At 62.1% G+C, this 22,838-nt stretch carries 20 protein-coding genes and 1 tRNA gene; 20 read left to right on the forward strand and 1 reads right to left on the reverse strand.

What is annotated here, in order from left to right; translation table 11 throughout:
- Positions 1-122 precede the first annotated feature (122 nt).
- Positions 123-198, reverse strand: a tRNA-Arg gene (locus tag AC5RWO_RS16365).
- A gap of 240 nt (positions 199-438) precedes the next feature.
- On the opposite strand from AC5RWO_RS16365, the gene argS reads away from it, so the two are divergent.
- The 20 genes from argS to atpD all read left to right on the forward strand — a co-directional run bounded on the left by argS (position 439) and on the right by atpD (position 22,834).
- Entirely contained in the window at positions 439-2,082 is a 1,644-nt protein-coding gene (argS, locus tag AC5RWO_RS16370; protein ID WP_498732599.1) for an arginine--tRNA ligase, read from the forward strand.
- A 4-nt stretch (positions 2,083-2,086) separates the two neighbouring features.
- Positions 2,087-3,562: a diaminopimelate decarboxylase gene (lysA, locus tag AC5RWO_RS16375; RefSeq protein WP_498732600.1), complete on the forward strand. Its 1,476-nt coding sequence runs from the start codon at positions 2,087-2,089 to the stop codon at positions 3,560-3,562.
- Positions 3,563-3,632: 70 nt separating this feature from the next.
- A complete protein-coding gene (locus AC5RWO_RS16380; protein WP_498732601.1) occupies positions 3,633-4,952 on the forward strand; it encodes a homoserine dehydrogenase in 1,320 nt (439 codons plus the stop codon).
- Complete coding sequence (thrC, locus tag AC5RWO_RS16385) at positions 4,953-6,053, forward strand: threonine synthase (RefSeq protein WP_139004874.1); 1,101 nt, start codon at positions 4,953-4,955, stop codon at positions 6,051-6,053.
- A gap of 7 nt (positions 6,054-6,060) precedes the next feature.
- Positions 6,061-7,023 (forward strand): homoserine kinase, encoded by a 963-nt coding sequence (gene thrB / locus AC5RWO_RS16390; RefSeq protein WP_498732602.1) that lies wholly within the window; start codon positions 6,061-6,063, stop codon positions 7,021-7,023.
- A gap of 310 nt (positions 7,024-7,333) precedes the next feature.
- Positions 7,334-9,472 carry a transcription termination factor Rho gene (gene rho / locus AC5RWO_RS16395; protein ID WP_498732603.1) on the forward strand — a complete coding sequence of 713 codons (2,139 nt, stop codon included), beginning with the start codon at positions 7,334-7,336 and terminating at the stop codon, positions 9,470-9,472.
- A gap of 130 nt (positions 9,473-9,602) precedes the next feature.
- Positions 9,603-10,682, forward strand: a complete 1,080-nt coding sequence (gene prfA / locus AC5RWO_RS16400) for a peptide chain release factor 1 (protein WP_498732604.1) — start codon at positions 9,603-9,605, stop codon at positions 10,680-10,682.
- Between the two features lie 6 nt (positions 10,683-10,688).
- Positions 10,689-11,534, forward strand: coding sequence for a peptide chain release factor N(5)-glutamine methyltransferase (gene prmC / locus AC5RWO_RS16405; RefSeq protein ID WP_498732605.1), 846 nt, complete (start codon positions 10,689-10,691; stop codon positions 11,532-11,534).
- A 28-nt stretch (positions 11,535-11,562) separates the two neighbouring features.
- Positions 11,563-12,288: an L-threonylcarbamoyladenylate synthase gene (locus AC5RWO_RS16410; RefSeq protein WP_498732606.1), complete on the forward strand. Its 726-nt coding sequence runs from the start codon at positions 11,563-11,565 to the stop codon at positions 12,286-12,288.
- Positions 12,285-14,102 carry a polysaccharide biosynthesis protein gene (locus tag AC5RWO_RS16415; protein WP_498732607.1) on the forward strand — a complete coding sequence of 606 codons (1,818 nt, stop codon included), beginning with the start codon at positions 12,285-12,287 and terminating at the stop codon, positions 14,100-14,102. Before AC5RWO_RS16410 ends, AC5RWO_RS16415 begins: the two co-directional genes overlap by 4 nt.
- The gene (locus AC5RWO_RS16420) at positions 14,099-15,103 is read left to right on the forward strand and encodes an MraY family glycosyltransferase (protein WP_498732608.1); all 1,005 of its coding nucleotides are present in this window, start codon (positions 14,099-14,101) and stop codon (positions 15,101-15,103) included. The genes AC5RWO_RS16415 and AC5RWO_RS16420 overlap by 4 nt, the downstream gene beginning before the upstream one ends.
- 107 nt (positions 15,104-15,210) lie before the next feature.
- Positions 15,211-15,708 carry a Cg1360 family ATP-synthase-associated protein gene (locus AC5RWO_RS16425; RefSeq protein ID WP_498732609.1) on the forward strand — a complete coding sequence of 166 codons (498 nt, stop codon included), beginning with the start codon at positions 15,211-15,213 and terminating at the stop codon, positions 15,706-15,708.
- Positions 15,708-15,974, forward strand: coding sequence for a hypothetical protein (locus AC5RWO_RS16430; protein ID WP_498732610.1), 267 nt, complete (start codon positions 15,708-15,710; stop codon positions 15,972-15,974). Before AC5RWO_RS16425 ends, AC5RWO_RS16430 begins: the two co-directional genes overlap by 1 nt.
- A gap of 86 nt (positions 15,975-16,060) precedes the next feature.
- Positions 16,061-16,867 carry a F0F1 ATP synthase subunit A gene (atpB, locus tag AC5RWO_RS16435; RefSeq protein WP_074701682.1) on the forward strand — a complete coding sequence of 269 codons (807 nt, stop codon included), beginning with the start codon at positions 16,061-16,063 and terminating at the stop codon, positions 16,865-16,867.
- Between the two features lie 65 nt (positions 16,868-16,932).
- The gene (atpE, locus tag AC5RWO_RS16440; RefSeq protein ID WP_074701684.1) at positions 16,933-17,136 is read left to right on the forward strand and encodes an ATP synthase F0 subunit C; all 204 of its coding nucleotides are present in this window, start codon (positions 16,933-16,935) and stop codon (positions 17,134-17,136) included.
- Between the two features lie 46 nt (positions 17,137-17,182).
- Positions 17,183-17,746 (forward strand): F0F1 ATP synthase subunit B, encoded by a 564-nt coding sequence (locus AC5RWO_RS16445; protein WP_074701685.1) that lies wholly within the window; start codon positions 17,183-17,185, stop codon positions 17,744-17,746.
- The gene (locus AC5RWO_RS16450) at positions 17,746-18,561 is read left to right on the forward strand and encodes a F0F1 ATP synthase subunit delta (protein ID WP_498732611.1); all 816 of its coding nucleotides are present in this window, start codon (positions 17,746-17,748) and stop codon (positions 18,559-18,561) included. Before AC5RWO_RS16445 ends, AC5RWO_RS16450 begins: the two co-directional genes overlap by 1 nt.
- A gap of 113 nt (positions 18,562-18,674) precedes the next feature.
- Positions 18,675-20,312 (forward strand): F0F1 ATP synthase subunit alpha, encoded by a 1,638-nt coding sequence (atpA, locus tag AC5RWO_RS16455; protein WP_498638383.1) that lies wholly within the window; start codon positions 18,675-18,677, stop codon positions 20,310-20,312.
- Between the two features lie 94 nt (positions 20,313-20,406).
- Entirely contained in the window at positions 20,407-21,300 is an 894-nt protein-coding gene (locus AC5RWO_RS16460; protein WP_498638381.1) for a F0F1 ATP synthase subunit gamma, read from the forward strand.
- A 73-nt stretch (positions 21,301-21,373) separates the two neighbouring features.
- Entirely contained in the window at positions 21,374-22,834 is a 1,461-nt protein-coding gene (gene atpD / locus AC5RWO_RS16465) for a F0F1 ATP synthase subunit beta (protein ID WP_498732612.1), read from the forward strand.
- Positions 22,835-22,838 lie beyond the last annotated feature (4 nt).

Consider the following 22,838-nt stretch of genomic DNA (forward strand, 5'->3'; position numbering starts at 1 on the left):
CGCCCTAGTCGCCGAAGAAGGACTCTGGATCCGCTCCGGATGGGCAGGCAGGCCATGAAACACGCCCGGGTCATACACACTTTTTTGCCTATAAGCCGGTATTCCAGCGGCGGGGTTTTCTGTGGTGCCCTCGATAGGATTCGAACCTACGGCCTTCTGCTCCGGAGGCAGACGCTCTATCCCCTGAGCTACGAGGGCGCGGTGCCGGGTAAATCTGCCAGCACCTTTTGGGACGTCAATGAGCTTATCAGGAACTACCCCCACAGACACAAACTGTCAGCGTCCGAGGAAGGCATCGCGGTGAATTTGGCGAACTGCCGGGTGGAAAACCCTGGAGAAACCGTGCGACGGCACCTGTCCTGCAGGTCTTCCGCGGTGGCAGCCACAGGCCACGGGGCGGCGGCAGAATCCAGTTTGCACTGCACTTATGCTTAACGGGTGACTCCTGAAGAACTTTCCGCTGCCATTACCGCCTGCCTGCAGGATGCCGTCGACGCAGGTGACTTCACCGTCGAGATGCCCCGCGAGGTGCGGGTGGAGCGACCGAAGAGCCGCGAGCACGGTGACTGGGCCACAAACGTGGCCATGCAACTGGGCAAGAAGGCGGGAATGAATCCGCGCCAGTTCGCCGAAATCCTAAGTGCCCGGCTTTCCAAGATCGACGGCGTTGCCAAGGTCGACATCGCCGGTCCCGGGTTCTTGAACATCACGCTGGATGCCGCGGCCGCAGGATCACTGGCCCAGACTATCGTCGAAACCGGCGATAGCTACGGAACCGGTGAGGAGTACGCCGGCACCAAGATCAACCTGGAGTTCGTCTCCGCCAATCCCACCGGGCCCATCCACTTGGGCGGGACACGCTGGGCTGCCTTGGGGGATTCGCTGGCCCGTATCCTGCAGGCGCAGGGGGCAGAAGTTACACGCGAGTACTACTTCAATGACCATGGCAACCAGATTGACCGCTTTGCCCGGTCCCTGCTCGCCAGCGCCAAGGGCGAGCCCGCACCGGAAGACGGCTACGGCGGCGACTACATTGCGGATATTGCCAACGCCGTGCTGGCCCAGAATCCGGACGCACTCTCCGCTGCAGACCCGCAGGAAGAGTTCCGCAGCCGGGGCGTCGAGCTGATGTTTACTGCCATCAAAAAGTCGCTGCATGAGTTCGGCGTCGATTTTGATGTCTACTTCCACGAAAACGCGCTCTTTGAAGACGGCGCCGTCGACGCGCTGCTGGAACAGCTCAAGACCTCCGGCAGCCTCTACTTCGACGAGGGCGCCTGGTGGCTGAAGTCCACGGACTTCGGCGACGACAAGGACCGGGTGGTCATCAAGTCGGACGGCCATGCAGCCTACATCGCCGGCGACATCGCCTACTTCAAGAACAAGCGCGACCGCGGCTTCGATCTGTGCATCTACATGCTCGGAGCCGACCACCACGGCTATGTGGCGCGGCTGAAAGCTGCTGCCGCCGCCATGGGCGACAGCGCGGACCGTGTTGAGGTCCTCATCGGCCAGATGGTGAACCTGGTCAAGGACGGCAAGCCGGTCCGGATGTCCAAGCGCGCCGGCACGGTGGTCACTATGGAGGACCTGGTGGAGGCAGTTGGTGTGGACGCGGCCCGCTATGCGCTGACCAGGTCGCACGCAGATTCCAATATCGACGTCGATCTGGACCTGTTGACCAAGCGCAGCAACGAGAACCCGGTGTTCTATGTGCAGTACGCCCATGCCCGTACCTGTGCCGTTGCGCGCAACGCCGTAGCCGCAGGGGTGGACCGCAGCGCCTTCGACGCATCCTTGCTGGACCACGCCACCGAAAACGAACTGCTGGCCTACCTCGGCGCCTACCCGTCCGTCGTGGCCACCGCGGCCAAGCTGCGCGAACCGCACCGGGTGGCCCGCCATCTGGAAGTCATCGCCGGCGCCTACCACCGCTGGTACGATTCCTGCCGCGTGACGCCGTTGGGCGATGGCGAAGTAACTGACCTGAACCGCACCCGACTGTGGCTCAATGACGCAACCACGCAGGTTCTGGCCAATGGCCTGGGCCTGCTGGGCGTCAGCGCGCCGGAACGGATGTAAGCACATGACTTCAACAATTCGCGAAGCCTCCCCGCTCGCTCCCCAGTGGCTGAGCTATCCGGAAGACGCCAACCAACTGCAGCCGAAGATGTGGGCCCGCGGCGTGGCCCGCGGTGCCAGCGGCGAGTTGGAGATCGACGGCGTTGGCGTCAGTGACCTCAAGGCCCGTTTCGGCTCGCCGCTCTTCGTCATGTCGGAGACGGACTTCCGCGCCCGCGCCCGGGACTTCAAGGACTCCTTCGACGCCGCTTTTGCCGACCTGTGCGGGGGAGTGGACGTCTACTACGCCGGAAAGTCCTTCCTCTGCATCGAGGTAGCGCGCTGGGTGGAGCAGGAAGGCCTGCGGCTGGATACCTGCTCCGGCGGCGAACTGGCCGTGGCTGCCCGCGCCGGCATTCCCGGCGAGAAGCTCGGCCTGCACGGGAACAACAAGTCCGATGCGGAACTGAACCGGGCCCTGGACATGAAGCTGGGCCGGATCGTGGTGGACAGCCTGGATGAACTCCAGCGGCTGGCAACCATTGCCGCCGCCCGGTCCGAGCGGGCCAACGTCATGCTGCGCCTAACGCCCGGCGTGCACGCCCACACGCATGAGTTCATCGCCACCGCGCACGAGGACCAGAAGTTCGGCCTCTCCATGGCAGGAGCGGACACCGAGTCCGGCACAGCGAACGACGGCGGGACGTCGCCTTCCGCGGGCAACTCACCGGCCGCACGGGCAGTCAGCCAGGCCCTGGCATCCGAGTCCATCAATCTGCTGGGACTGCATTGCCACATCGGTTCCCAGATCTTCGAACCCGAAGGTTTCGCCCTGGCTGCGGAGCGGCTGCTGACCTTCGTCGCCCAGATCCGCGATGAACATGGCGTGGAGCTCCCGGAGCTGGATCTGGGCGGCGGCTACGGCATCGCCTACACAGAGGTCGATACGCCGCGCCCGCCGGCCGAACTCGCGGAGGCGATGGCCGCCGTCGTTAGTTCCACCTGCCGCAGGCTGGAACTGAAGGTCCCGCGGATCTCGATCGAACCGGGGCGCGCCATCGTGGGTCCGAGCACGTTCACTCTGTATGAAACGGGCACGCTGAAGACCGTGAACGTGGACAGTGAGGACGGGCGGACCTATCCGCGGCGTTACATTTCAGTGGACGGCGGCATGAGCGACAACGCCCGCCCGGTTCTATACGACGCCGACTATTCGGCTGTGCTGGCTTCCCGTGTGACGGATGAAGACCCGATTATTTCCCGCGTGGTTGGCAAACATTGCGAAAGCGGTGACATTGTAGTCAGGGACGTTTATCTGCCTGGTGACGTAGCCGCCGGGGATCTGCTGGCGGTGCCGGGCACCGGTGCGTACTGCTGGGCGCTGGCCAGCAACTACAACTATGTGGCACGGCCGCCGGTTGTTGCGGTTAGTGACGGCCAGGCACGGCTGATTGTGCGCGGCGAAACAGAAGAGGATCTTCTGGCCCGCGACTTGGGCTGAAGCCCGGTCAGTCTGCTCGGGGGCGGCGGATTTCTTGGAAACAACAATGGCTTTGGGAGTAAGTACAGCAATGAACACGCTGAAAGTGGCACTGTTGGGATGCGGAAATGTCGGATCCCAGGTGGCCCGGATTCTCCTGGACGACGCCGCTGAACTGGCCTCGCGTTCGGGAGCCCGGCTGGAGCTGGCCGGAATCGCTGTTCGCAACGTTGACGCGCCGCGCGACGTCGACCTGCCTCGGGATCTGTTCACCGACGACGCCGAGACGCTGGTCAAGGACGCGGACATCGTCATTGAGCTCATGGGCGGGCTGGAACCGGCGCGTTCGCTGATCCTGCGCTCCATCGAGCACGGTGCCTCCGTGGTCAGCGGGAACAAAGCGCTGCTCGCGGCCGACGGGCCCGCCCTGTACGAGAAGGCTTCTGCCGCCGGCGTCGAGCTTTACTATGAGGCGGCCGTGGCCGGAGCCATTCCGATTCTGCGCCCCATTCGGGAAAGCCTCTCCGGGGACCGGATCAAACGGGTGCTGGGCATCGTCAACGGCACGACCAACTACATTCTCGACCAGATGGACACCACCGGCGCAGCCTTCGAGGACGCGCTGAAGGCCGCCCAGACCCTCGGCTACGCCGAGGCGGATCCAACGGCCGACGTCGAAGGGCTGGATGCCGCGGCGAAGGGCACCTTGCTTGCCTCGCTGGCTTTCCACACCATGTTCCCGCTGGACGCGGTCAAGTGCGAGGGCATCACCGGCATCACCGCCGCCGACATCGACGCGGCCAAAGACACCGGCTTCGTGATCAAACTGCTGGCGATCGCCGAGAAGCAGCCGACCAAGGACGGCGGCGAAGGGGTGTCCGTGCGCGTGCATCCGACCCTGCTGCCGCGTACCCACCCACTGGCTGCTGTCCACGGCGCCTTCAACGCCGTGTTCGTCGAGGCGGAGAACGCCGGCGAACTGATGTTCTACGGCCAGGGAGCCGGCGGACGTCCCACGGCCTCGGCCGTACTCGGCGATGTTGTCAGCGCCGCCCGCCGCATGGTCAGCGGCGGCCGTGGACGCACCGAAACAACGGGCAAGCACCTGCCGGTCCTGGGCGAAGACAGCATCCTCACCAGCTACTACATCGACATCGATGCAGCGGACCAGCCCGGCGTCCTGGCCAAGATTGCCCACGTCTTCGCCGACCATGGTGTATCGATCGAAGTCATGCGCCAGACCATGCACACGGAAGACCTGGTCTCGATCGCCGACGGGACGGCGTCCGCGGAACTGCGCATCATCACCCACCGCGGCACTGAGGAATCGCTGGCCGCGACGGTGGAAGCCATCAAGGATCTCGACATTGTTAATTCAGTTACTTCCGTACTGCGAGTAGAAGGAGTCTAAGTGGCCCACCAATGGCGCGGCGTTATCCGCGAGTACGCCGAACGTCTGCCCGTCACGGACCGGACCGAGATCATCACACTCGGTGAAGGCGGAACGCCGCTGGTCCATGCCAAGGCCCTCTCCGAGCTGACCGGCTCCGCCGTGTACCTGAAGGTGGAGGGGATGAACCCCACGGGCTCCTTTAAGGACCGCGGGATGACCATGGCCATCACCGCGGCCGTGGAGGCCGGAGCCAAGGCCGTAGTGTGCGCGTCAACGGGCAACACCTCGGCTTCCGCTGCCGCCTACGCCACGCAGGCGGGCCTGAAGTGCGCTGTCCTGGTGCCGGCCGGGAAGATCGCGATGGGCAAGATGAGCCAGGCCATCGCCCACGGCGCCGAGATCATCCAGATCAACGGCAACTTCGATAACTGCCTCGAAGTTGCCCGGAAACTTTCGGAGGCGTACCCGGTTTTCCTGGTCAACTCCGTCAACCCCGCGCGGATCCAAGGCCAGAAGACGGCTGCCTTCGAGACTGTCGACTTCCTCGGAGATGCCCCGGACATCCACGTGATGCCCGTGGGCAACGCCGGCAACATCACGGCGTACTGGAAGGGCTACCAGGAGTACGCCAAGCCCTACGAGTCCGAGACTGCCGGCACCCTCGAAGCCGTCGCCACTAAGACGCCCACGCTGTGGGGCTTCCAGGCTGCCGGTGCGGCACCGTTGGTGCTGGGACACCCGGTCACCGAGCCGGAAACCATCGCCACCGCCATCCGGATCGGCAACCCCGCGTCCTGGGATACCGCGATTGCCGCCCGTGACGAGTCGGGTGGGCTGATTGATTCGGTGACTGACGAGGAAATCCTCAACGCGCACCGCTGGCTGTCCTCCAAGGAAGGCGTGTTCGTCGAGCCGGGTTCGGCAGCGGGCGTTGCGGGCGTCATCAAGAAGCACGCTGCCGGAGAAGTTCCTGCAGGCAAGACCATTGTGATCACGGTGACCGGCCACGGCCTGAAGGATCCCCAGTGGGCCTTGCAGACCGAAGACGGCCATGAGGTTACACCCGTCAAGGTTGATTTCGACGTCGTGAGCGTGGCTGCAGCTCTTGGTCTCGAATAACACCGCCGTGAGGACCGCAGAGCGTACCGCCGTGGTGCCCGGGCAGCGCGTAAGCGTCCGGGTGCCGGCGACCAGCGCCAACCTCGGGCCCGGCTTCGACAGCCTCGGCCTGGCCGTAAGCCTGTATGACACGGTCAGCGTTGAAACCACCGACGACGGCGTATTCCATGCCGAGATCTCCGGTGAAGGCGCCGCAAACCTGCCCACGGATGAAAGCCATCTGATCATCCGCACCATCCAGGACACGCTGGGACGTGCGGGCTACCGTGCGGAAGGCTTGCGGCTGCAGGCCGAGAACGTGATTCCGCACGGCCGGGGACTGGGATCCTCTGCAGCGGCCATCGTCTCCGCGGTGCTGCTTGCCAACTCGTTGCTGCCCGTGGCTGCCCGGCTCAGTGCCCAGGAAGTCCTGCAGCTTTGTTCCGCCCAGGAAGGCCATCCTGACAACGTGGCACCGGCGCTGGCGGGCAAGCTGGCCATTTCCTGGGAATCGGCGGGTTCTTTCTTCAGCACTGCCGTTGATGTCGCTACGGAAATTGTTCCGGTCGTGGCCATTCCATCCTATGAATTGTCAACCGAAATGGCCCGGAACCTGCTGCCGGTCTCGGTGCCGCACCATATCGCCGCGGCCAATGCCGGACGGGCGGCTCTGTTGGTGCAGGCGCTCACGCGTGACCCGGAACTGCTGCTCGCGGCGACGGTGGATGAGCTGCACCAGAGCCACCGGGCGCCTGCCATGGCACCGAGCGCAGACCTGCTGCAGTCGCTGCGTGCGTCCGGTTTCGCCGCTGTTGTCTCCGGTGCCGGACCGACGGTGATGACGCTGGCTGCAGGGTCCGCGCAGGCGGATGAGGTCGAGCGGCATATCGCCGCCGCATTGGAGTCCTCGCAAATGCCGGACGGCTGGCGTGTCCTTAAACTGACGGTTGACACAGATGGTGCTAAAGTGGAAGTGCACCGCCGGAAATAACCGGCTTGGCAATCTGTCGAAAGTCCCGCGTGGACATACAACATCCGGCAGCGAACCAAAGATCGGTGCAACCTTCCAGGATCCGTCACGGAATTACTGAGTGCTGTAAGTGCGCGTAAGAGTGCGGGCAGCATATCCCTAAGACCATGGTGAACGAGATCCATTCAAGGTTTTTCTCATGTCACTCGGCGTTGCCTGGTCTCACACTTGGGCAACCCCGACCCGGCCTTGTTTCTTATGCATAGGCCGGGACGCAAACAACGCGGTCCACTTCACATGCGGACCGCCCGACGAGGGGGAAGGATCCTTCGTGACTGAAACCACTGACCTGGCTGCAGGTGTGGATACATCATCAGACTCTGCTGCGCCGAAGAGCGCAGGACTTGCCGGACTCAAGCTTGCCCAGCTGCAGGCCTTGGCCGGCCAGCTCGGCATCACCGGCGGTTCCAGGATGCGCAAGAGCGACCTGGTGGCGGCTATTTCGGACCACCAGCGTGGTTCCGCAGTAGCCGACCGTCCTGCCAAGAAGACCACCGGCCGTGCAAGTGCCAAAGAAGCTGCTCCCGCAGCTGAAGAGCCCGCGGCTCCTGCAGCCGATACCGCGGACAAAGCGGAGGCGAAAGACAGCGGTGACCTCAACAAGGCCGCCGAACGCGTCAGCCGGACCCGCAACCGCAATCGCCGCGCGACCAGCGACGGCAACGTGACGCCGGAAACGGCGCAGGCACCCGCTACAGCCGAAACGTCAACAGACGGCGAAGGTGCCGGCTCCAAGGCTGCCGACGCCCAGCGTGCCGACGCCCAGCGCGCCGATGTGCAGCCCGCCGAGGCGAAGCCGGAATCCGAAGGCGGCCGCGAGGGCCGTCGTAGCCGCGGCCGTAGCCGCCGCGAGGACCAGCCGGAGCAGCAGGCCGAAAAGCCCGCTGACAAGCCGGAACCGTCCGAAACTCCTGTTGAGGGTGCGAAGGAAGGCCAGACCGAGCGCGCTGACCGCGGTGAGCGCAGCGACCGTAACGATCGTGGCGACCGCAATGACCGGCGTGAGCGCAGCCGTACCCGCGGCCGCGACAGCGAGTCCGCCGGCAGCGACAACCGGGAAAGCCGCAGCGACAGCCGCAGTGACAACCGTGGCGAGGACGGGGACGACGGCGGCCGCGGACGCAACCGCCGCAACCGGAACCGCCGCGACCGCGACACGGATACCAGCAACCGGTACCGTGACCGCAACGAGCGCCGCCGCGGACGCGGCCAGAACCCGGACGTGGACGATACCGAGGTTACCGACGACGACGTGCTGCTGCCCGTGGCTGGCATCCTCGACGTCCTCGAGAACTACGCGTTCGTGCGCACCTCCGGCTACCTGCCCGGTCCGAACGACGTCTACGTTTCGCTGGCACAGGTCAAGAAGTACAACCTGCGCAAGGGCGACGCCGTGGTTGGTGCCATCCGCGCCCCGCGGGACGGCGAAAACGCCAACCAGAACAGCCGCCAGAAGTTCAACGCCCTGGTGCGTCTGACCTCCGTCAACGGCAAGCCTGCCGAAGATAACAAGGACCGGGTCGACTTCACCAAGCTGGTTCCGCTGTACCCTTCGGAGCGCCTGCGCCTCGAAACGGAACCGAAGAAGATCGGCCCCCGCGTTATCGATCTGGTCGCGCCGATCGGCAAGGGCCAGCGCGGTCTCATCGTTTCGCCGCCGAAGGCCGGTAAGACGCTGATTCTGCAGTCCATTGCCAACGCCATCACCATCAACAATCCTGAGGTCCACCTCATGATGGTTCTGGTTGACGAGCGTCCCGAAGAAGTCACCGACATGCAGCGCACGGTCAAGGGCGAGGTCATTGCCTCCACCTTCGACCGTCCCGCCGACGACCACACCACGGTTGCCGAACTCGCCATCGAGCGCGCCAAGCGCCTGGTGGAAATGGGAATGGACGTCGTCGTTCTGCTCGACTCGATGACCCGTCTGGGACGCGCCTACAACCTGGCTGCTCCGGCTTCCGGTCGTATTCTCTCCGGTGGCGTGGATTCCTCCGCGCTGTACCCGCCGAAACGCTTCTTCGGTGCTGCCCGCAACATCGAAAACGGCGGTTCTCTGACCATCCTGGCCACCGCGTTGGTTGAAACCGGTTCCAAGATGGACGAAGTCATTTTCGAAGAGTTCAAGGGCACAGGCAACATGGAGCTTCGCCTGTCCCGCAATCTGGCGGACAAGCGGATCTTCCCTGCCGTGGACGTCAACGCTTCCGGCACCCGTCGCGAGGAGAACTTGCTCTCGTCGGAGGAAGTCAAGATCATGTGGAAGCTGCGCCGGGTCCTTTCCGGACTCGATACGCAGCAGGCGCTTGAGCTCCTCACCAACAAGATCCGGGACACCCAGTCCAACGTCGAGTTCCTGATGCAGGTACAGAAGACGACGCTGGGCGCGAAGTCCGACAACGACAAGTAGCTGCCCTGACCGCTCATGATCTCTCCGGTCCCGCAAATGCGGGAGCGGAGAGATCTGGGCGGTTCGTTGTTTAAGCGGCCGGTTGGTGTCTTATCTAGACTTATTGAAGAAGTCGAAAGAGGTTTGAGAAATGTTTGAGTCCGTAAAGGGATTGCTCGAGGAGCATGCAGAGCTGCAGAAGCGGCTGAGCGATCCGGCCGTATACGCGGATCAGGGACTGGCTCGCAAGCTGGGCCGCCGGTCGGCGCAGCTGAACGGAATTGTTGAGGCGTACAACCGCTGGAGCCAGCTGGAGGGCGACCTGGGCGCGGCACGGGAAATGGCCGCAGAGGACCCCGAGTTCGCAGCCGAAATCCCTGGGCTTGAAGCTGATCTCGAGACAGCACAGGCAAGACTGCGCCGGTTGTTGATACCGCGGGATCCGGACGACGCACGAAATGTCATCATCGAGGTCAAGGGCGGTGAAGGTGGCGACGAAGCCGCCTTGTTCGCCGGTGATCTGCTGCGCATGTACACCCGTTATGCGGAACAGCGCGGCTGGAAGACCGAGATCATCTCCGCCACCGAGTCTGATCTGGGCGGGTACAAGGACGTGTCCATGGCGATCAAGGGTTCATCCAACGATCCTGCGGAAGGTGTCTGGGCCAGGATGAAGTTCGAAGGCGGCGTGCACCGGGTCCAGCGCGTTCCGGTCACGGAATCCCAGGGCCGTATCCACACCTCCGCCGCAGGCGTCCTGGTCCTGCCGGAGGTGGACGAGCCGGAAGAAGTCGACATCAGCCAGAACGATCTGAAGATCGATGTCTACCGCTCCTCCGGGCCGGGCGGGCAGTCGGTCAACACGACGGATTCCGCGGTCCGCATCACGCACATCCCCACCGGGATCGTGGTCGCGATGCAGAACGAAAAGTCCCAACTGCAGAACCGTGAAGCAGGCATGCGTGTGCTGCGTGCCCGGTTGTTGGCGCACCAGCAGGAGCAGATCGACGCAGCCAACTCCGAGACCCGTAAATCGCAGATCCGGACCATGGACCGCTCGGAACGCATCCGCACGTACAATTTTCCGGAAAACCGCATCGCGGACCATCGCACCGGCTACAAGGCCTACAACCTTGACGCCGTCATGAACGGGGAGCTTGAACCTGTCATCCAATCAGCTATCGAGGCGGACGAGCAGGCGCGGCTTGAGGCACTCGGCGAGGATCGCTAGGCACCGGTGACCGGAGAAACGCTTGCCGAGGCTCTCGCCGAGGCAACTCAGATATTGGAACGGGCGGGAGTGCCCAGTCCACGCGTAGATGCCGAGCTTCTGGCGGCGCACCTCATGGCGGAGTCCTTGGGGAGGATCAGATCGCTGGCGCTGACCGGCGCATTGGTCCCGCCAGAGTTTGGTGAGCTTGTGGCGGAACGGGCGCGCCGCGTCCCGCTCCAGCACATTACGGGTAAGGCGTATTTCCGCCACCTCGAACTGCAGGTTGGACCTGGCGTCTTTATCCCGCGGCCGGAGACGGAGACCGTTGCCCAGTACGCCATTGACCGCGCCGCGAAGATCAGGCGTGCGAAGGTCGTTGATCTTGGTACTGGATCGGGAGCGATTGCGGCGTCCGTTGCGCAGGAAATTCCCGAGGCGGATGTCTTCGCCGTGGAACTGAGCGACCTCGCCCATGCTTGGGCAGGACGCAATCTGGAGCCGTGGGGCGTGACGCTGGTCCAGGAAGATCTACGAACCGCGCTTGCCGGACACGAAGGAACCTTCGACGTCGTTGTTTCCAATCCTCCGTACATTCCCTCCGAAGCCGTACCGAGGGACCCGGAAGTGGCGGAACATGACCCGCAGATTGCGCTGTATGGTGGCGGCGCCGACGGTCTCCAGTTGCCGGCGGCCACGGCCATCACCGCCGCACGGCTGCTGAAATCCGGCGGTTACTTCATCATGGAACATGCGGAAGTCCAGGCCGAAGCTGTGTCGCACCTGCTGCACAGCGCCGGGTGCTGGGACGATGTTGCCACAGTCTACGATTTGACCGGACGCGAACGGGCCACCGCCGCCGTCCGGCGGTAGCGCTGCCCCGAAATGAAAGAATGATCCTGTGACCACCACATTCAACTGCACGGACGAGATCGAACGCAGTAAAGGCCTTGCCGCCGCGCAGACGGCGATCGCGTCAAAACAGTGCATTGTCATGCCTACGGATACGGTATATGGCATCGCTGCGGACGCGTTCTCGCCACAGGCAGTTGCCACGCTGTTGGCAGCCAAGGGCAGGGGCCGCACCATGCCCCCTCCGGTCCTCATTCCCCGTCCGCAGACCATGGACGGGCTCGCGGTGGACATCGCCGAGGAGGCCAGGCGCCTAGCGGACGAATTCTGGCCCGGCGGCCTGACTCTGATCTTCCACGCCCAGCCGTCATTGACCTGGGATCTGGGTGATACCAAGGGCACGGTGGCACTGCGCATGCCCGATGACCGCCTGGCGCTGGACCTGCTGGCCGTAACAGGTCCGCTGGCGGTCTCATCAGCGAACCGCACCGGCCAACCGGCAGCACGGACAGCCGCCGAAGCCCACGTGCAGCTTGCTGAATCCGTGGAGGTTTATCTGGAAGACGGACTGCGCGGTGATACCGAAGACAGCCAGTCCCTGCCGTCTACTATTGTCGACTGCACTTCACAGCCCTTCCGCGTGGTCCGTGACGGTGCCATACCGGTAGACCGGCTGCGCGAAACCGTGCCGGACCTCCTCGGCGTTGGGGAAGAACCGGCAGGAGTAACGCCTGACTTTGAAGCGGAAACGCCGGGGGAGAGCAGCCAGCTATGAGTATTGGACGTGGCACCGCATCCGGTAAGACTGCCAGTAGCGACAAGGCCCTCTGGCTATGGTCGCAGTTCCTGCTCGACTCATCCGCTTGGATCGTTTCGATCGTCCTGGCCGTCTTCCTGCGGTACGAGATGGTGCTGCATCCCTCGAGGATCCCCGATATCATTGTCCTCTGCGCCATAGCGATCGCCTCGCAGTTCGCAGTAGGCTCGGCCTTCGCCTTGTATAAGGGCCGGTACAGCTTTGGCAGCTTCCACGAGGCAAAGCTGCTTGTGATCGTTACGGTGGCTGTTTCGGCCATCATCACGGTGGTGCTGCTGTTCTTCGGTATCTCCATGGGTATCGCCCGTGGTACAGGTATCATCGCCTTCCCGTTTGCCTGCCTTTTCATGGCAGCTATCCGTTACCTGAAGAGGATGTACGTTGAGAGCAAGGCCAAACCCGGTGAAGAGGCCGCCCGGACCCTGATCTATGGCGCCGGTTTTGTGGGAAAGTCCATTGTGACCCGCATGTGCAACGACCCGCAGTCGCCCTGGCTGCCTGTCGGCCTGATTGACGATGACCCAGCGAAGAAACACCTGCGTATTGTCAGCGTTCCGGTGCTTGGCCGCATGGAGGATCTGCCGGAAATCGTTGCCAGGACAAACGCCACGGTCCTGTTGATTGCCATAGCGGACATCGACGCCAAACAAGTCCGCCGGATCTCCGACGCAGTCGCGGGCCTGAACATCAAGGTGCTGGTTGTCCCGCCGCTGAAGGACATGTTGACAGGCGGGTCCGACTTCTCCTTCCGCGAGGTGGCAATCGAGGATCTGATTGGACGGCAGCCGGTCGACATCCATGTTGATGAGATCGCCCATTACGTCAAGGGAAAGCGCGTGCTGATCACCGGGGCCGGCGGCTCCATTGGATCGGAACTATGCCGGCAGATCAACGAATTCGAGCCGCGCGAATTGATCATGCTGGACCGAGACGAAACCGGGCTGCAGTCCACCCAGATATCGATTACCGGCCAGGGCCTGCTCAACGGCAAAGACACCGTGCTGGCCGACATCCGCGACGCGGCTGCCCTGGAGGAGATCTTCCTGGACCGCAAGCCCGAGGTGGTGTTCCACGCAGCGGCGCTCAAACACGTTTCCCTGCTGGAGCAGTATCCCGAGGAAGCATGGAAGACGAACATCCTCGGCACCTTGAACGTTCTCCAGGCCGCCCGTCTGGCCGATGTCCAGACCTTCGTCAATATTTCGACCGACAAGGCCGCGAATCCGACGACAGTGCTGGGACATTCAAAGCGGGTTGCGGAGAAGATCACAGCGTGGCTCGCACAGCAGACCGGATTGAAGTACGTTTCGGTCCGTTTCGGAAATGTCCTGGGTAGCCGCGGTTCAGTGCTGCCCCTCTTCAACCAGCAGATCCGCAACGGGGGACCGGTGACGGTGACCGATGCGGACGCAACCCGTTTCTTCATGACGATACCGGAAGCGTGCCAGTTGGTCATTCAGGCCGGAGCCATCGGACGCGGGGGAGAGGTCCTGATTCTGGACATGGGTGAACCAGTCCGGATTCTCGACGTCGCCCAGCGCATGATCGCAATGTCCGGCAAAGAGATAGACATCGTCTTCACCGGTCTGCGTCCAGGTGAAAAGCTGCACGAGGAACTCATCGGTATCGGTGAAGACGATTCGCGTCCGCTGCACCCGAAGATTTCGCATGCTTCCATTGACGCCCTGGATCCACACCAGATGAGTCTTGAGGAGTGGAAAAACCGGCAGCACCTGCCACTGGCCAGTAACGAGCCGGAGTCGGCCAAATGACCGAAGTGCTTTCAGGTGCTGTTGCCCTCGTCCTCAGCCTGTCGCTGCCCCTTGCCTTGAAACCACTGCTGCTCAAGCTGGGCGTGCTGGACATACCGAACGAGAGATCGTCGCATACAAAAGTAGTTGTCCGGGGTATGGGCATCACCGTGGCGGTCGGCCTCCTTGGCGGGCTGCTCACGGCAGTGCTGACCGGAGCCGCCGCCGATGGTGTGGCAATCATTGCTACTGTGGCCGGCGTTTGCGCAGCCGCCTCTGTGCTGGGCTGGCTGGAGGACTTCCGAGGTGTAGCCATCTCCGTACGCTTCCTGCTGCAGTTGGCAATTGGTGCCGCCGGTACTGCCACTATCGTGGTCCTGACCAACACCTCCTGGTTGTGGATTCCGGTCGGCGCGCTGGCCATTGCCGGCTACATCAATGTTGCGAACTTCATGGACGGGGTGAACGGCATATCGGGCCTGCATGGGCTGGTCGTAGGACTGTTGTTTTCAGTGGCGGGGATGATGTCATCGCTTGACTGGCTGACGGTCTCGGGGCTTGTGGTGGCCGCCGCGTTTGCGGCTTTTCTGCCCTGGAACCTCTCCGGCAGCAACTTCCTTGGCGACGTCGGCAGCTATCTGCTGGGTGCCTCGCTGGCCGTCCTGGGCGCTGCGGGTTTTCTCAGCGGAGTCCAGCCGGAGTATCTGCTGGGGCCGGTGACCATCTATCTTGCCGATACAATGACCACCTTGCTGCGCCGGATCAGTGCGGGGGAGCGGTGGTACGCGGCGCACCGCCAGCACGTCTATCAACGGCTGACCGACGTTGGGCTCAGCCATGTGCAGTCGGCCTTGGTGGTCGCGGTTTGCTCGCTGCTGACCGGGTTGTGCGGACTCGTGGCTGCCGCCAGCAACGTACCGGGCAAGGCGTCAGCGCTGCTGGTTTGTGCCGCCGTCGTACTTTTTTACCTGCGCTCGCCACGCATCTTCGGCCGCCGGGCCGCCGACGCTGCGACTGGATAGCGTCAGCAGCAGGACATGCATTCACAGGCTGACTTCTATCTCGTGTAGAATTCTTGTCGGCCGGTCTACCGGTCATCATCCCCGCCTGTGCACCCGATCGGACAGCTATGAGCACACATCATTCCAACGGCAACAGTGCCGCTGGCAGTGCCGTACCTGTCTCCGGTCCCACGGCTACACCATGGCTGAAGATCCTGAAGACTTCCTCCCTCGGTGCCGCTGCAGCCACTCTTCTGGTGGTAGTGCTGGCATTCCTTGTGGCGGGCGGTGTGGGTGCCCTTAGCGCCGTGCTCGGTTCGGCGCTGGTAGTACTCTTCTTCGCCATCAGCCTTTTGATCGGCCATGTCGTCGGGCGGAGAAATCCCTCCGGCGCGATTGGTGCCTTCATCGCCACGTACGTGCTCAAGGTTGTTGGTTTCGGCGCTGCGCTCTTTATTGTCGGCACGCCGGACTGGCTCGAAACGACCTGGTTCTTCATTGCTGCCGTCGTCAGCGTTGTGGTGTGGCAGATTGCAGAAGTTTTCGCATTCTCCCGCGTTCGATACCAGATCTACGATGATCCGGAAGACGGCGAAAGCACTGCAGCCGGGAAGGGAGCTCGCTAATGCCTGCCCAGAATTCCCACAATTCAGATCCCGGTGGCAGTAACTCTGGCTACCAGGGCGGCAACACGGTCTTGACCTATGTAGTTGGCGGGATCATAGCCTGGGGTTTGATAGGCTGGGGGCTGGACTATCTGTTGAATACCCGGTGGCTGTTCATCGTTGGTGCCGTTCTAGGCGCTGGCGGTGGATATTATCTGGCCCGAAAACACAACCTCACCCGCAGCGCTAAGCGCCGCCATGGGGACGGTCAAGGGAACAACATCTAAATGTCAGAAAACTTCATATGGTGGCGTGCCGAGACGGCAATCCACCCTGAAACGCCCAATGATGGACACTGCAGAGAGGAAACGCGTTGATCGCGCTTGCGCTTCCGGCGGCCGCTAATGAAGGTGGCTTCGTTCCACCGACCCTCGAAGATATGCACCTTCCGGAGATTCTCCCTTGGGCTGCCGAGTACGGAACAGGTTTCGGCAAGCAGATGCTGCTGGTCCTGCTCTCTGTTGCACTGATTGCCTGGTTCTTCCTGGCCGCGTCACGCCGCGGTCAGCTGGTGCCAGGCAAGCTTCAGCACCTGGGCGAAATGAGCTACAACTTCGTCCGCAACTCCGTAGGTAAGGACATCATCGGTGAGCGGGACTACCGGCCGTATGTTCCACTGCTGTTCTCCCTATTCTTCTTTATCCTGGTAAACAACCTTTTCGGGTCGATTCCGCTGCTTCAGATCCCGACGCCGTCGCATGTCGGCACGGCCTACGCCTTGGCCGGGATCGTTTACATCACCTGGATCGTCCTGGGTCTGAAGAAGCATGGCATCGGCTACTTCAAACTTGCTGTCGTGCCGGCAGGCGTCCCGAAGGCAATTCTGCCGCTGATCGTCATCATTGAGATCATCTCCACCTTCCTGGTTCGGCCCGTCACCCACAGCCTCCGTCTTTTCGCCACCATGCTGGCCGGACACCTGATCATCATGCTGGCGGCCGCGGGCTCCGAATTCCTGATCATGGATGCCGACTTCTGGTTCAAGCCACTTGGCATTCTCACGATTGCCGGCGGTGTCGGCATGTACATGTTCGAAATCCTGATCCAGGTCCTCCAGGCGTATGTCTTCGTCCTGCTGACCGCGATCTACATCCAAGGCTCCCTGGCCGAGGAACACTAAATTTCCCCGCTGGGGAAGCACCTGAACCAAACAACCTGCCCACTGGGCATCTTGAAAGGAAAATAATGGAAGGCAATATCAACCTCGTAGGTTACGGTCTCTCCGCAATCGGCGGTGCCATCGGTGTGGGCCTCGTTTTCGCCGCTTACATCAACGGTGTGGCACGTCAGCCGGAGGCACAGCGTGTGCTGCAGCCGATCGCCTTCTTGGGCCTGGCGCTGACTGAAGCTCTGGCCATCCTCGGTCTGGTTTTCGCGTTCGTTCTCTAGTAGGCAACGCTTACTTTTCAAACCGAGTAGATAGGACGGGTGAGATATGAAACAGGCAGTTATCCTCGCCGCCGAAGAGGGCGTCAACCCTCTAGTCCCTAATATCTGGGAAATCGCGGTAACACTGCTTGGCTTCGCCGTACTTATGTACATCGTCACGAAGTTCGTCGTTCCGGCGTTCGAGAAGACGTATGCAGAGCGCGCCGAAGCTATTGAAGGCGGCATTGCCAAGGCTGAGGCCGCCCAGGCCGAGGCCAGCGCCGCTTTGGATGAGTACAAGCAGCAGCTGCTGGACGCACGCACTGAAGCCAACCGCATCCGTGAGGACGCGCGTGCCGAAGGTGCCCAGATCCTCGCAGAGCTGAAGGACAAGGCCGCTGCTGAAGCTAATCGCATCAGCGAGCAGGCGCAGGTGCAGATTGCAGCCGAGCGTCAGGCAGCCGTTACTTCGCTACGCAGCGAAGTCGGCGTGCTGGCCACCGAACTGGCCGGCAAGATTGTCGGGGAATCTCTCAACGATGACGCGCGTTCCGCACGTGTTGTTGACCGCTTCCTGGCCGATCTTGAAGCTTCGGCTCCGGCATCCCAGAATGCAGGTGCTTCGAACTAATGGCTGGTGTATCGAGCGAGTCACTGAAAGCGGCACAGCAGGAGCTGGAAGCAAAGCTTCCCACCGCTCCGCTGTCCCTGGCAGAGGAACTCTTTGCAATTCTGGGTCTGCTGGACAGCAATGCCGGACTGCGCCGGAGCCTTACGGACCCGGCTCGCAGCGGCGAGGACAAGGCACGGCTGGTTTCCCAGCTGGTCGGCGGCAATGTCTCGGCTGATGCCCGGGCCATAGCTGAAGGCCTCGCCGCATCCCGCTGGGGCTCTGCACGTGACATTGGTGATGCTCTGGAAACCCTTGCGGCTACCACTGCTATCGCTGTTGCGGAGAGCAAGGGCGCTGGAGTTGACGGACTCGAAGGTCTGGAGAACGACCTGTTCCATTTCATCCGGCTCGTCGAGGCAGATCACGATCTGCAGCGCGCGCTGGTTGAACCGCAGGCATCGGCCGAGGCTAAATCGGCTCTGGCTCTGAAACTGGTTCCGAACGCCGGACCCGAGGCGCAGGTCTTGATCCGCCAGGCAGTTACTGCCCCGCGCGGGCTCAAACCGACCGCTCTGGTCCGCCGCTTTGTGGAACTGGTTGCCCGGCGCCAGCAGCGTTGGATCGCCAACGTCAGCGTTTCCCGTCCGCTGACCCAGGAGCAGATCTCACGTCTGCAGGCCGGGCTCAACGGGTTGTACGGCCGCGAGCTGAAGATCAATGTCAACGTTGACCCATCACTAGTTGGCGGAGTCCGCGTGCAGGTAGGCGACGAAGTGGTTGATTCCTCGGTTGTCACCCGCCTGTCCGAACTTCGTCGGAAGCTCGCGGCTTAGCACTCGTCCCTTCGGGGAATGAGGAGCTGGAGCCGGAAGCCTCAATACAGACTGATATACACACAGGTCGTCGCCACGGCGATGATCACAACATAGGAGAGCAGGGACTGCAGATGGCCGAATTGACCATCAACGCCGACGACGTCCGTAATGCGTTGAACGAGTTCGCGGCGTCCTACGAACCGGGCAGCGCCGAGCGCGTTGAAGTTGGCCGCGTAACGACCGCCAGTGATGGCATTGCCCGTGTTGAGGGTCTTCCCTCGGTAATGGCCAACGAACTGTTGCGTTTCGAGAACGGCATTCTGGGCCTGGCCCAGAACCTCGACACCCGCGAAATCGGTGTCGTCATCCTCGGTGACTTCACCGGCATCGTCGAAGGCATGGAAGTTCACCGTACCGGTGAGGTTCTGTCCGTTCCCGTGGGAGATAACTTCCTCGGCCGCGTTGTCGATCCGCTGGGCGAGCCCTTGGATGACATGGGCCCCATCGAATCTGAAGGCCGCCGCGCTTTGGAGCTGCAGGCACCGGGCGTGACCCAGCGCAAGTCGGTTCACGAGCCCATGCAGACCGGCATGAAGGCCATCGATTCCATGATCCCGATCGGCCGCGGACAGCGGCAGCTGATCATCGGCGACCGTCAGACCGGTAAGTCGGCGATCGCGATCGACACGATCATCAACCAGAAAGCCAACTGGGAGTCCGGCGACGTTAACAAGCAGGTCCGCTGCGTCTACGTCGCGATCGGCCAGAAGGCCTCCACCATCGCTGCAGTCCGCAAGTCGCTGGAGGAGAAGGGCGCGATGGAGTACACCACCATCGTGGCGTCTCCGGCTTCCGACCCGGCCGGCTTCAAGTACCTGGCGCCCTACGCCGGTTCGGCAATCGGCCAGCACTGGATGTATGGCGGCAAGCACGTCCTGATCGTGTTTGATGACCTCTCCAAGCAGGCAGAAGCCTACCGCGCCGTGTCGCTGCTGCTGCGTCGTCCGCCGGGACGTGAAGCCTATCCGGGTGACGTCTTCTACTTGCACTCCCGTCTGCTGGAGCGTTGTGCGAAGCTCTCCGACGAACTGGGTGCGGGCTCGATGACCGGTCTGCCGCTCATCGAAACCAAGGCCAATGACGTCTCGGCGTACATCCCGACCAACGTCATCTCGATCACTGACGGACAAATCTTCCTGCAGTCGGATCTCTTCAACGCCAACCAGCGTCCTGCTGTCGACGTGGGTATCTCCGTTTCCCGCGTTGGTGGTTCGGCACAGGTCAAGGCCATGAAGAAGGTCTCCGGTACGTTGAAGCTGGAACTGGCGCAGTACCGCGACATGCAGGCGTTCGCAATGTTCGCGTCTGACCTCGATGCTGCTACCAAGCAGCAGTTGAACCGTGGCGCGCGACTGACCGAACTGCTAAAGCAGGGACAGTACTCGCCGTTCCCGGTTGAAGACCAGGTTGTCTCCATCTGGGCCGGTACCAACGGCCACCTGGATGAGGTTCCGATTGAGGACATCAACCGTTTCGAAACCGAGTTCCTTCAGCATCTGCGCCACCGTTCGTCGGTCCTGACCACGATCGCGCAGACCAACCTGCTTGAGGACTCTACGGTCCAGGAACTTAATCAGCAGATCACGGAATTCAAGAAGGGCTTCTTCGGGGAAGGCGACAACCAGCTTGTCGGTGCAGGCCACGAAGAGTATGACGCTCTGGCCGAGGAAGCCGTGGATCAGGAAAAGATCGTCCGGCAGAAGCGCTAATTCATTTTCGTTGATTGAGCGGGGTCGAAATCCTGACGCCGTCATGCATAGGAATCGACTTCGCTCAATCAGCGAGGATTAGGAAAGGAAAAGTATGGGAGCCCAGATTCGGGTCTACCGCCAGAAGATCGCTTCGACCACGTCGATGCAGAAGATCTTCAAGGCGATGGAGCTGATCGCTGCCTCGCGCATTGGAAAGGCCCGCACCCGTGTGGCTGCGTCACTGCCCTACGCCAATGCGATCACCCGTGCCGTTTCTGCTGTGTCGTCACAGTCGGAGATCGAACACCCGCTGACCACCGAGCCGGAGCAGATCCGGCGCGCGGCCGTCGTGGTAATGACTTCCGACCGCGGTCTGGCAGGAGCGTACTCTGCTTCGATTCTGAAGCAGGCACAGTCGCTGACCGAACTGCTGCGGGCAGACGGCAAGGAAGTGCGCCACTACGTTGTTGGCCGCAAGGCGCAGGCTTACTTTGATTTCCGCAGTCTTCCTTACGAGCAGGTCTGGACCGGCGGCACAGATGCGCCGGCCTTTGAGGTTGCCCGCGAGATCGGCGACGCCGTACTCGCAGACTTCAACACTGCTTATGAAGAAGGCGGTGTCGACGAGATTCACGTCGTCTACACGCGTTTCAAGTCCATGGTGACCCAGGAGCCGACGGTTATTCGTCTGCTGCCCCTGGAAGTCGTGGAGGAGGAGGCTGCCTCGGAATCGGATCTGCTGCCGTTGTACGAGTACGAGCCGGAACCTGAGCAGGTACTGGACGCGTTGCTGCCGCGCTACATTGAGTCGCGTATCTTCGCAGCCATGCTGCAGTCCGCCGCCAGTGAACTTGCCGCCCGCCAGCGGGCCATGAAGTCTGCCGGCGACAACGCTTCGGACCTCATCAAGAAGTACACAAGGCTCCGGAACAACGCACGTCAGGCCGAAATCACACAGGAGCTGACCGAGATTGTCGGCGGTGCGGACGCGCTAAGCGCGTCCTGACCTTCGGCGTCGAAGGCGCCTCAGGCCAAAGTAAACTTTAACCCACGCCATCTAACTGAATGAAGTGAGAGAGATGACTGCCCAAACTATCGAGCACGGAACCGGTTCCGTCGGCTCGGGCGCCACTGGCCGTATTGCCCGTGTGATCGGCCCGGTTGTCGACGTCGAGTTCCCGGCTGATGCCATTCCCGGCATTTACAACGCACTGACCGCTGAGATCACGCTCAACGGCGACACCCACACCATCACCTTCGAGACCTCGCAGCACCTTGGCGACAACCTCGTTCGTGCTATCTCCCTGCAGGCCACCGACGGTCTCGTGCGCGGCACCACCGTCACGGACACGGGTTCGCCCATTACCGTGCCTGTTGGTGATGGCGTCAAGGGACACATCTTCAACGTATTGGGCCAACCGCTCGACGTTGAAGCCTCCGAGCTGGAAATCAGCGAGCGCTGGCCGATCCACCGCAAGGCTCCGAACTTTGCCGATCTGGAAAGCTCCACGGAGATCCTCGAGACCGGCATCAAGGTCATTGACCTCCTCACCCCGTACATCAAGGGTGGAAAGATCGGCCTGTTCGGCGGTGCCGGTGTCGGCAAGACCGTGCTGATCCAGGAAATGATCACCCGTGTTGCCCGTAACTTCGGTGGTACCTCGGTATTCGCCGGTGTCGGCGAGCGTACCCGTGAAGGTAACGACCTCTGGGTCGAAATGGAAGAAGCCGGTGTTCTGAAGGACACTGCCCTTGTCTTCGGCCAGATGGACGAACCGCCGGGAACGCGTCTTCGCGTGGCGCTGTCGGCGCTGACCATGGCGGAATACTTCCGCGATGTGCAGAACCAGGACGTTCTGCTCTTCATCGACAACATCTTCCGCTTCACGCAGGCCGGTTCCGAGGTCTCCACGCTGCTGGGCCGTATGCCCTCCGCCGTTGGTTACCAGCCGAACCTTGCTGACGAAATGGGCCTGCTGCAGGAACGTATTACGTCGACCAAGGGCCACTCGATCACCTCGATGCAGGCGATCTACGTCCCGGCCGATGACTACACCGACCCGGCTCCGGCAACCACGTTCGCGCACCTGGATGCGACCACGGAACTGTCCCGTGAAATCGCTTCCCGTGGCCTGTACCCCGCTGTGGATCCGCTGACCTCCACGTCGCGAATCCTGGATCCGCAGTACATCGGCCAGGCGCATTACGACGTCGCTGTCCGCGTCAAGCAGATCCTGCAGAAGAACAAGGAACTTCAGGACATCATCGCCATCCTCGGTATCGATGAACTCGGTGAAGAAGACAAGATCGTCGTAGCGCGTGCTCGCCGCATCCAGCAGTTCCTGTCGCAGAACACCTACACCGCCAAGCAGTTCACCGGCGTGGAGGGCTCCACCGTTTCCATCAAGGACACCGTTGAAGGCTTCAAGGCCATCTGCGACGGCGACCTGGACCACGTTGCGGAGCAGGCGTTCTTCAACATTGGTGGACTGGACGACGTAGAGCGCCAGTGGGCAAAGATCCAGGAACAGAGCAAGTAAGCCA

The organism is Arthrobacter sp. B055-34, assembly GCF_059090425.1.

Coding starts and splice junctions, on each gene's coding strand:
- AC5RWO_RS16460 (WP_498638381.1), top strand. CDS start 20,407: ATGGGAGCCCAGATTCGGGTCTACCGCCAGAAGATCGCTTCGACCACG.
- atpA (WP_498638383.1), top strand. CDS start 18,675: ATGGCCGAATTGACCATCAACGCCGACGACGTCCGTAATGCGTTGAAC.
- prfA (WP_498732604.1), top strand. CDS start 9,603: ATGTTTGAGTCCGTAAAGGGATTGCTCGAGGAGCATGCAGAGCTGCAG.
- atpE (WP_074701684.1), top strand. CDS start 16,933: ATGGAAGGCAATATCAACCTCGTAGGTTACGGTCTCTCCGCAATCGGC.
- AC5RWO_RS16420 (WP_498732608.1), top strand. CDS start 14,099: ATGACCGAAGTGCTTTCAGGTGCTGTTGCCCTCGTCCTCAGCCTGTCG.
- AC5RWO_RS16415 (WP_498732607.1), top strand. CDS start 12,285: ATGAGTATTGGACGTGGCACCGCATCCGGTAAGACTGCCAGTAGCGAC.
- AC5RWO_RS16425 (WP_498732609.1), top strand. CDS start 15,211: ATGAGCACACATCATTCCAACGGCAACAGTGCCGCTGGCAGTGCCGTA.
- atpD (WP_498732612.1), top strand. CDS start 21,374: ATGACTGCCCAAACTATCGAGCACGGAACCGGTTCCGTCGGCTCGGGC.
- AC5RWO_RS16450 (WP_498732611.1), top strand. CDS start 17,746: ATGGCTGGTGTATCGAGCGAGTCACTGAAAGCGGCACAGCAGGAGCTG.
- AC5RWO_RS16445 (WP_074701685.1), top strand. CDS start 17,183: ATGAAACAGGCAGTTATCCTCGCCGCCGAAGAGGGCGTCAACCCTCTA.
- lysA (WP_498732600.1), top strand. CDS start 2,087: ATGACTTCAACAATTCGCGAAGCCTCCCCGCTCGCTCCCCAGTGGCTG.
- AC5RWO_RS16430 (WP_498732610.1), top strand. CDS start 15,708: ATGCCTGCCCAGAATTCCCACAATTCAGATCCCGGTGGCAGTAACTCT.
- AC5RWO_RS16380 (WP_498732601.1), top strand. CDS start 3,633: ATGAACACGCTGAAAGTGGCACTGTTGGGATGCGGAAATGTCGGATCC.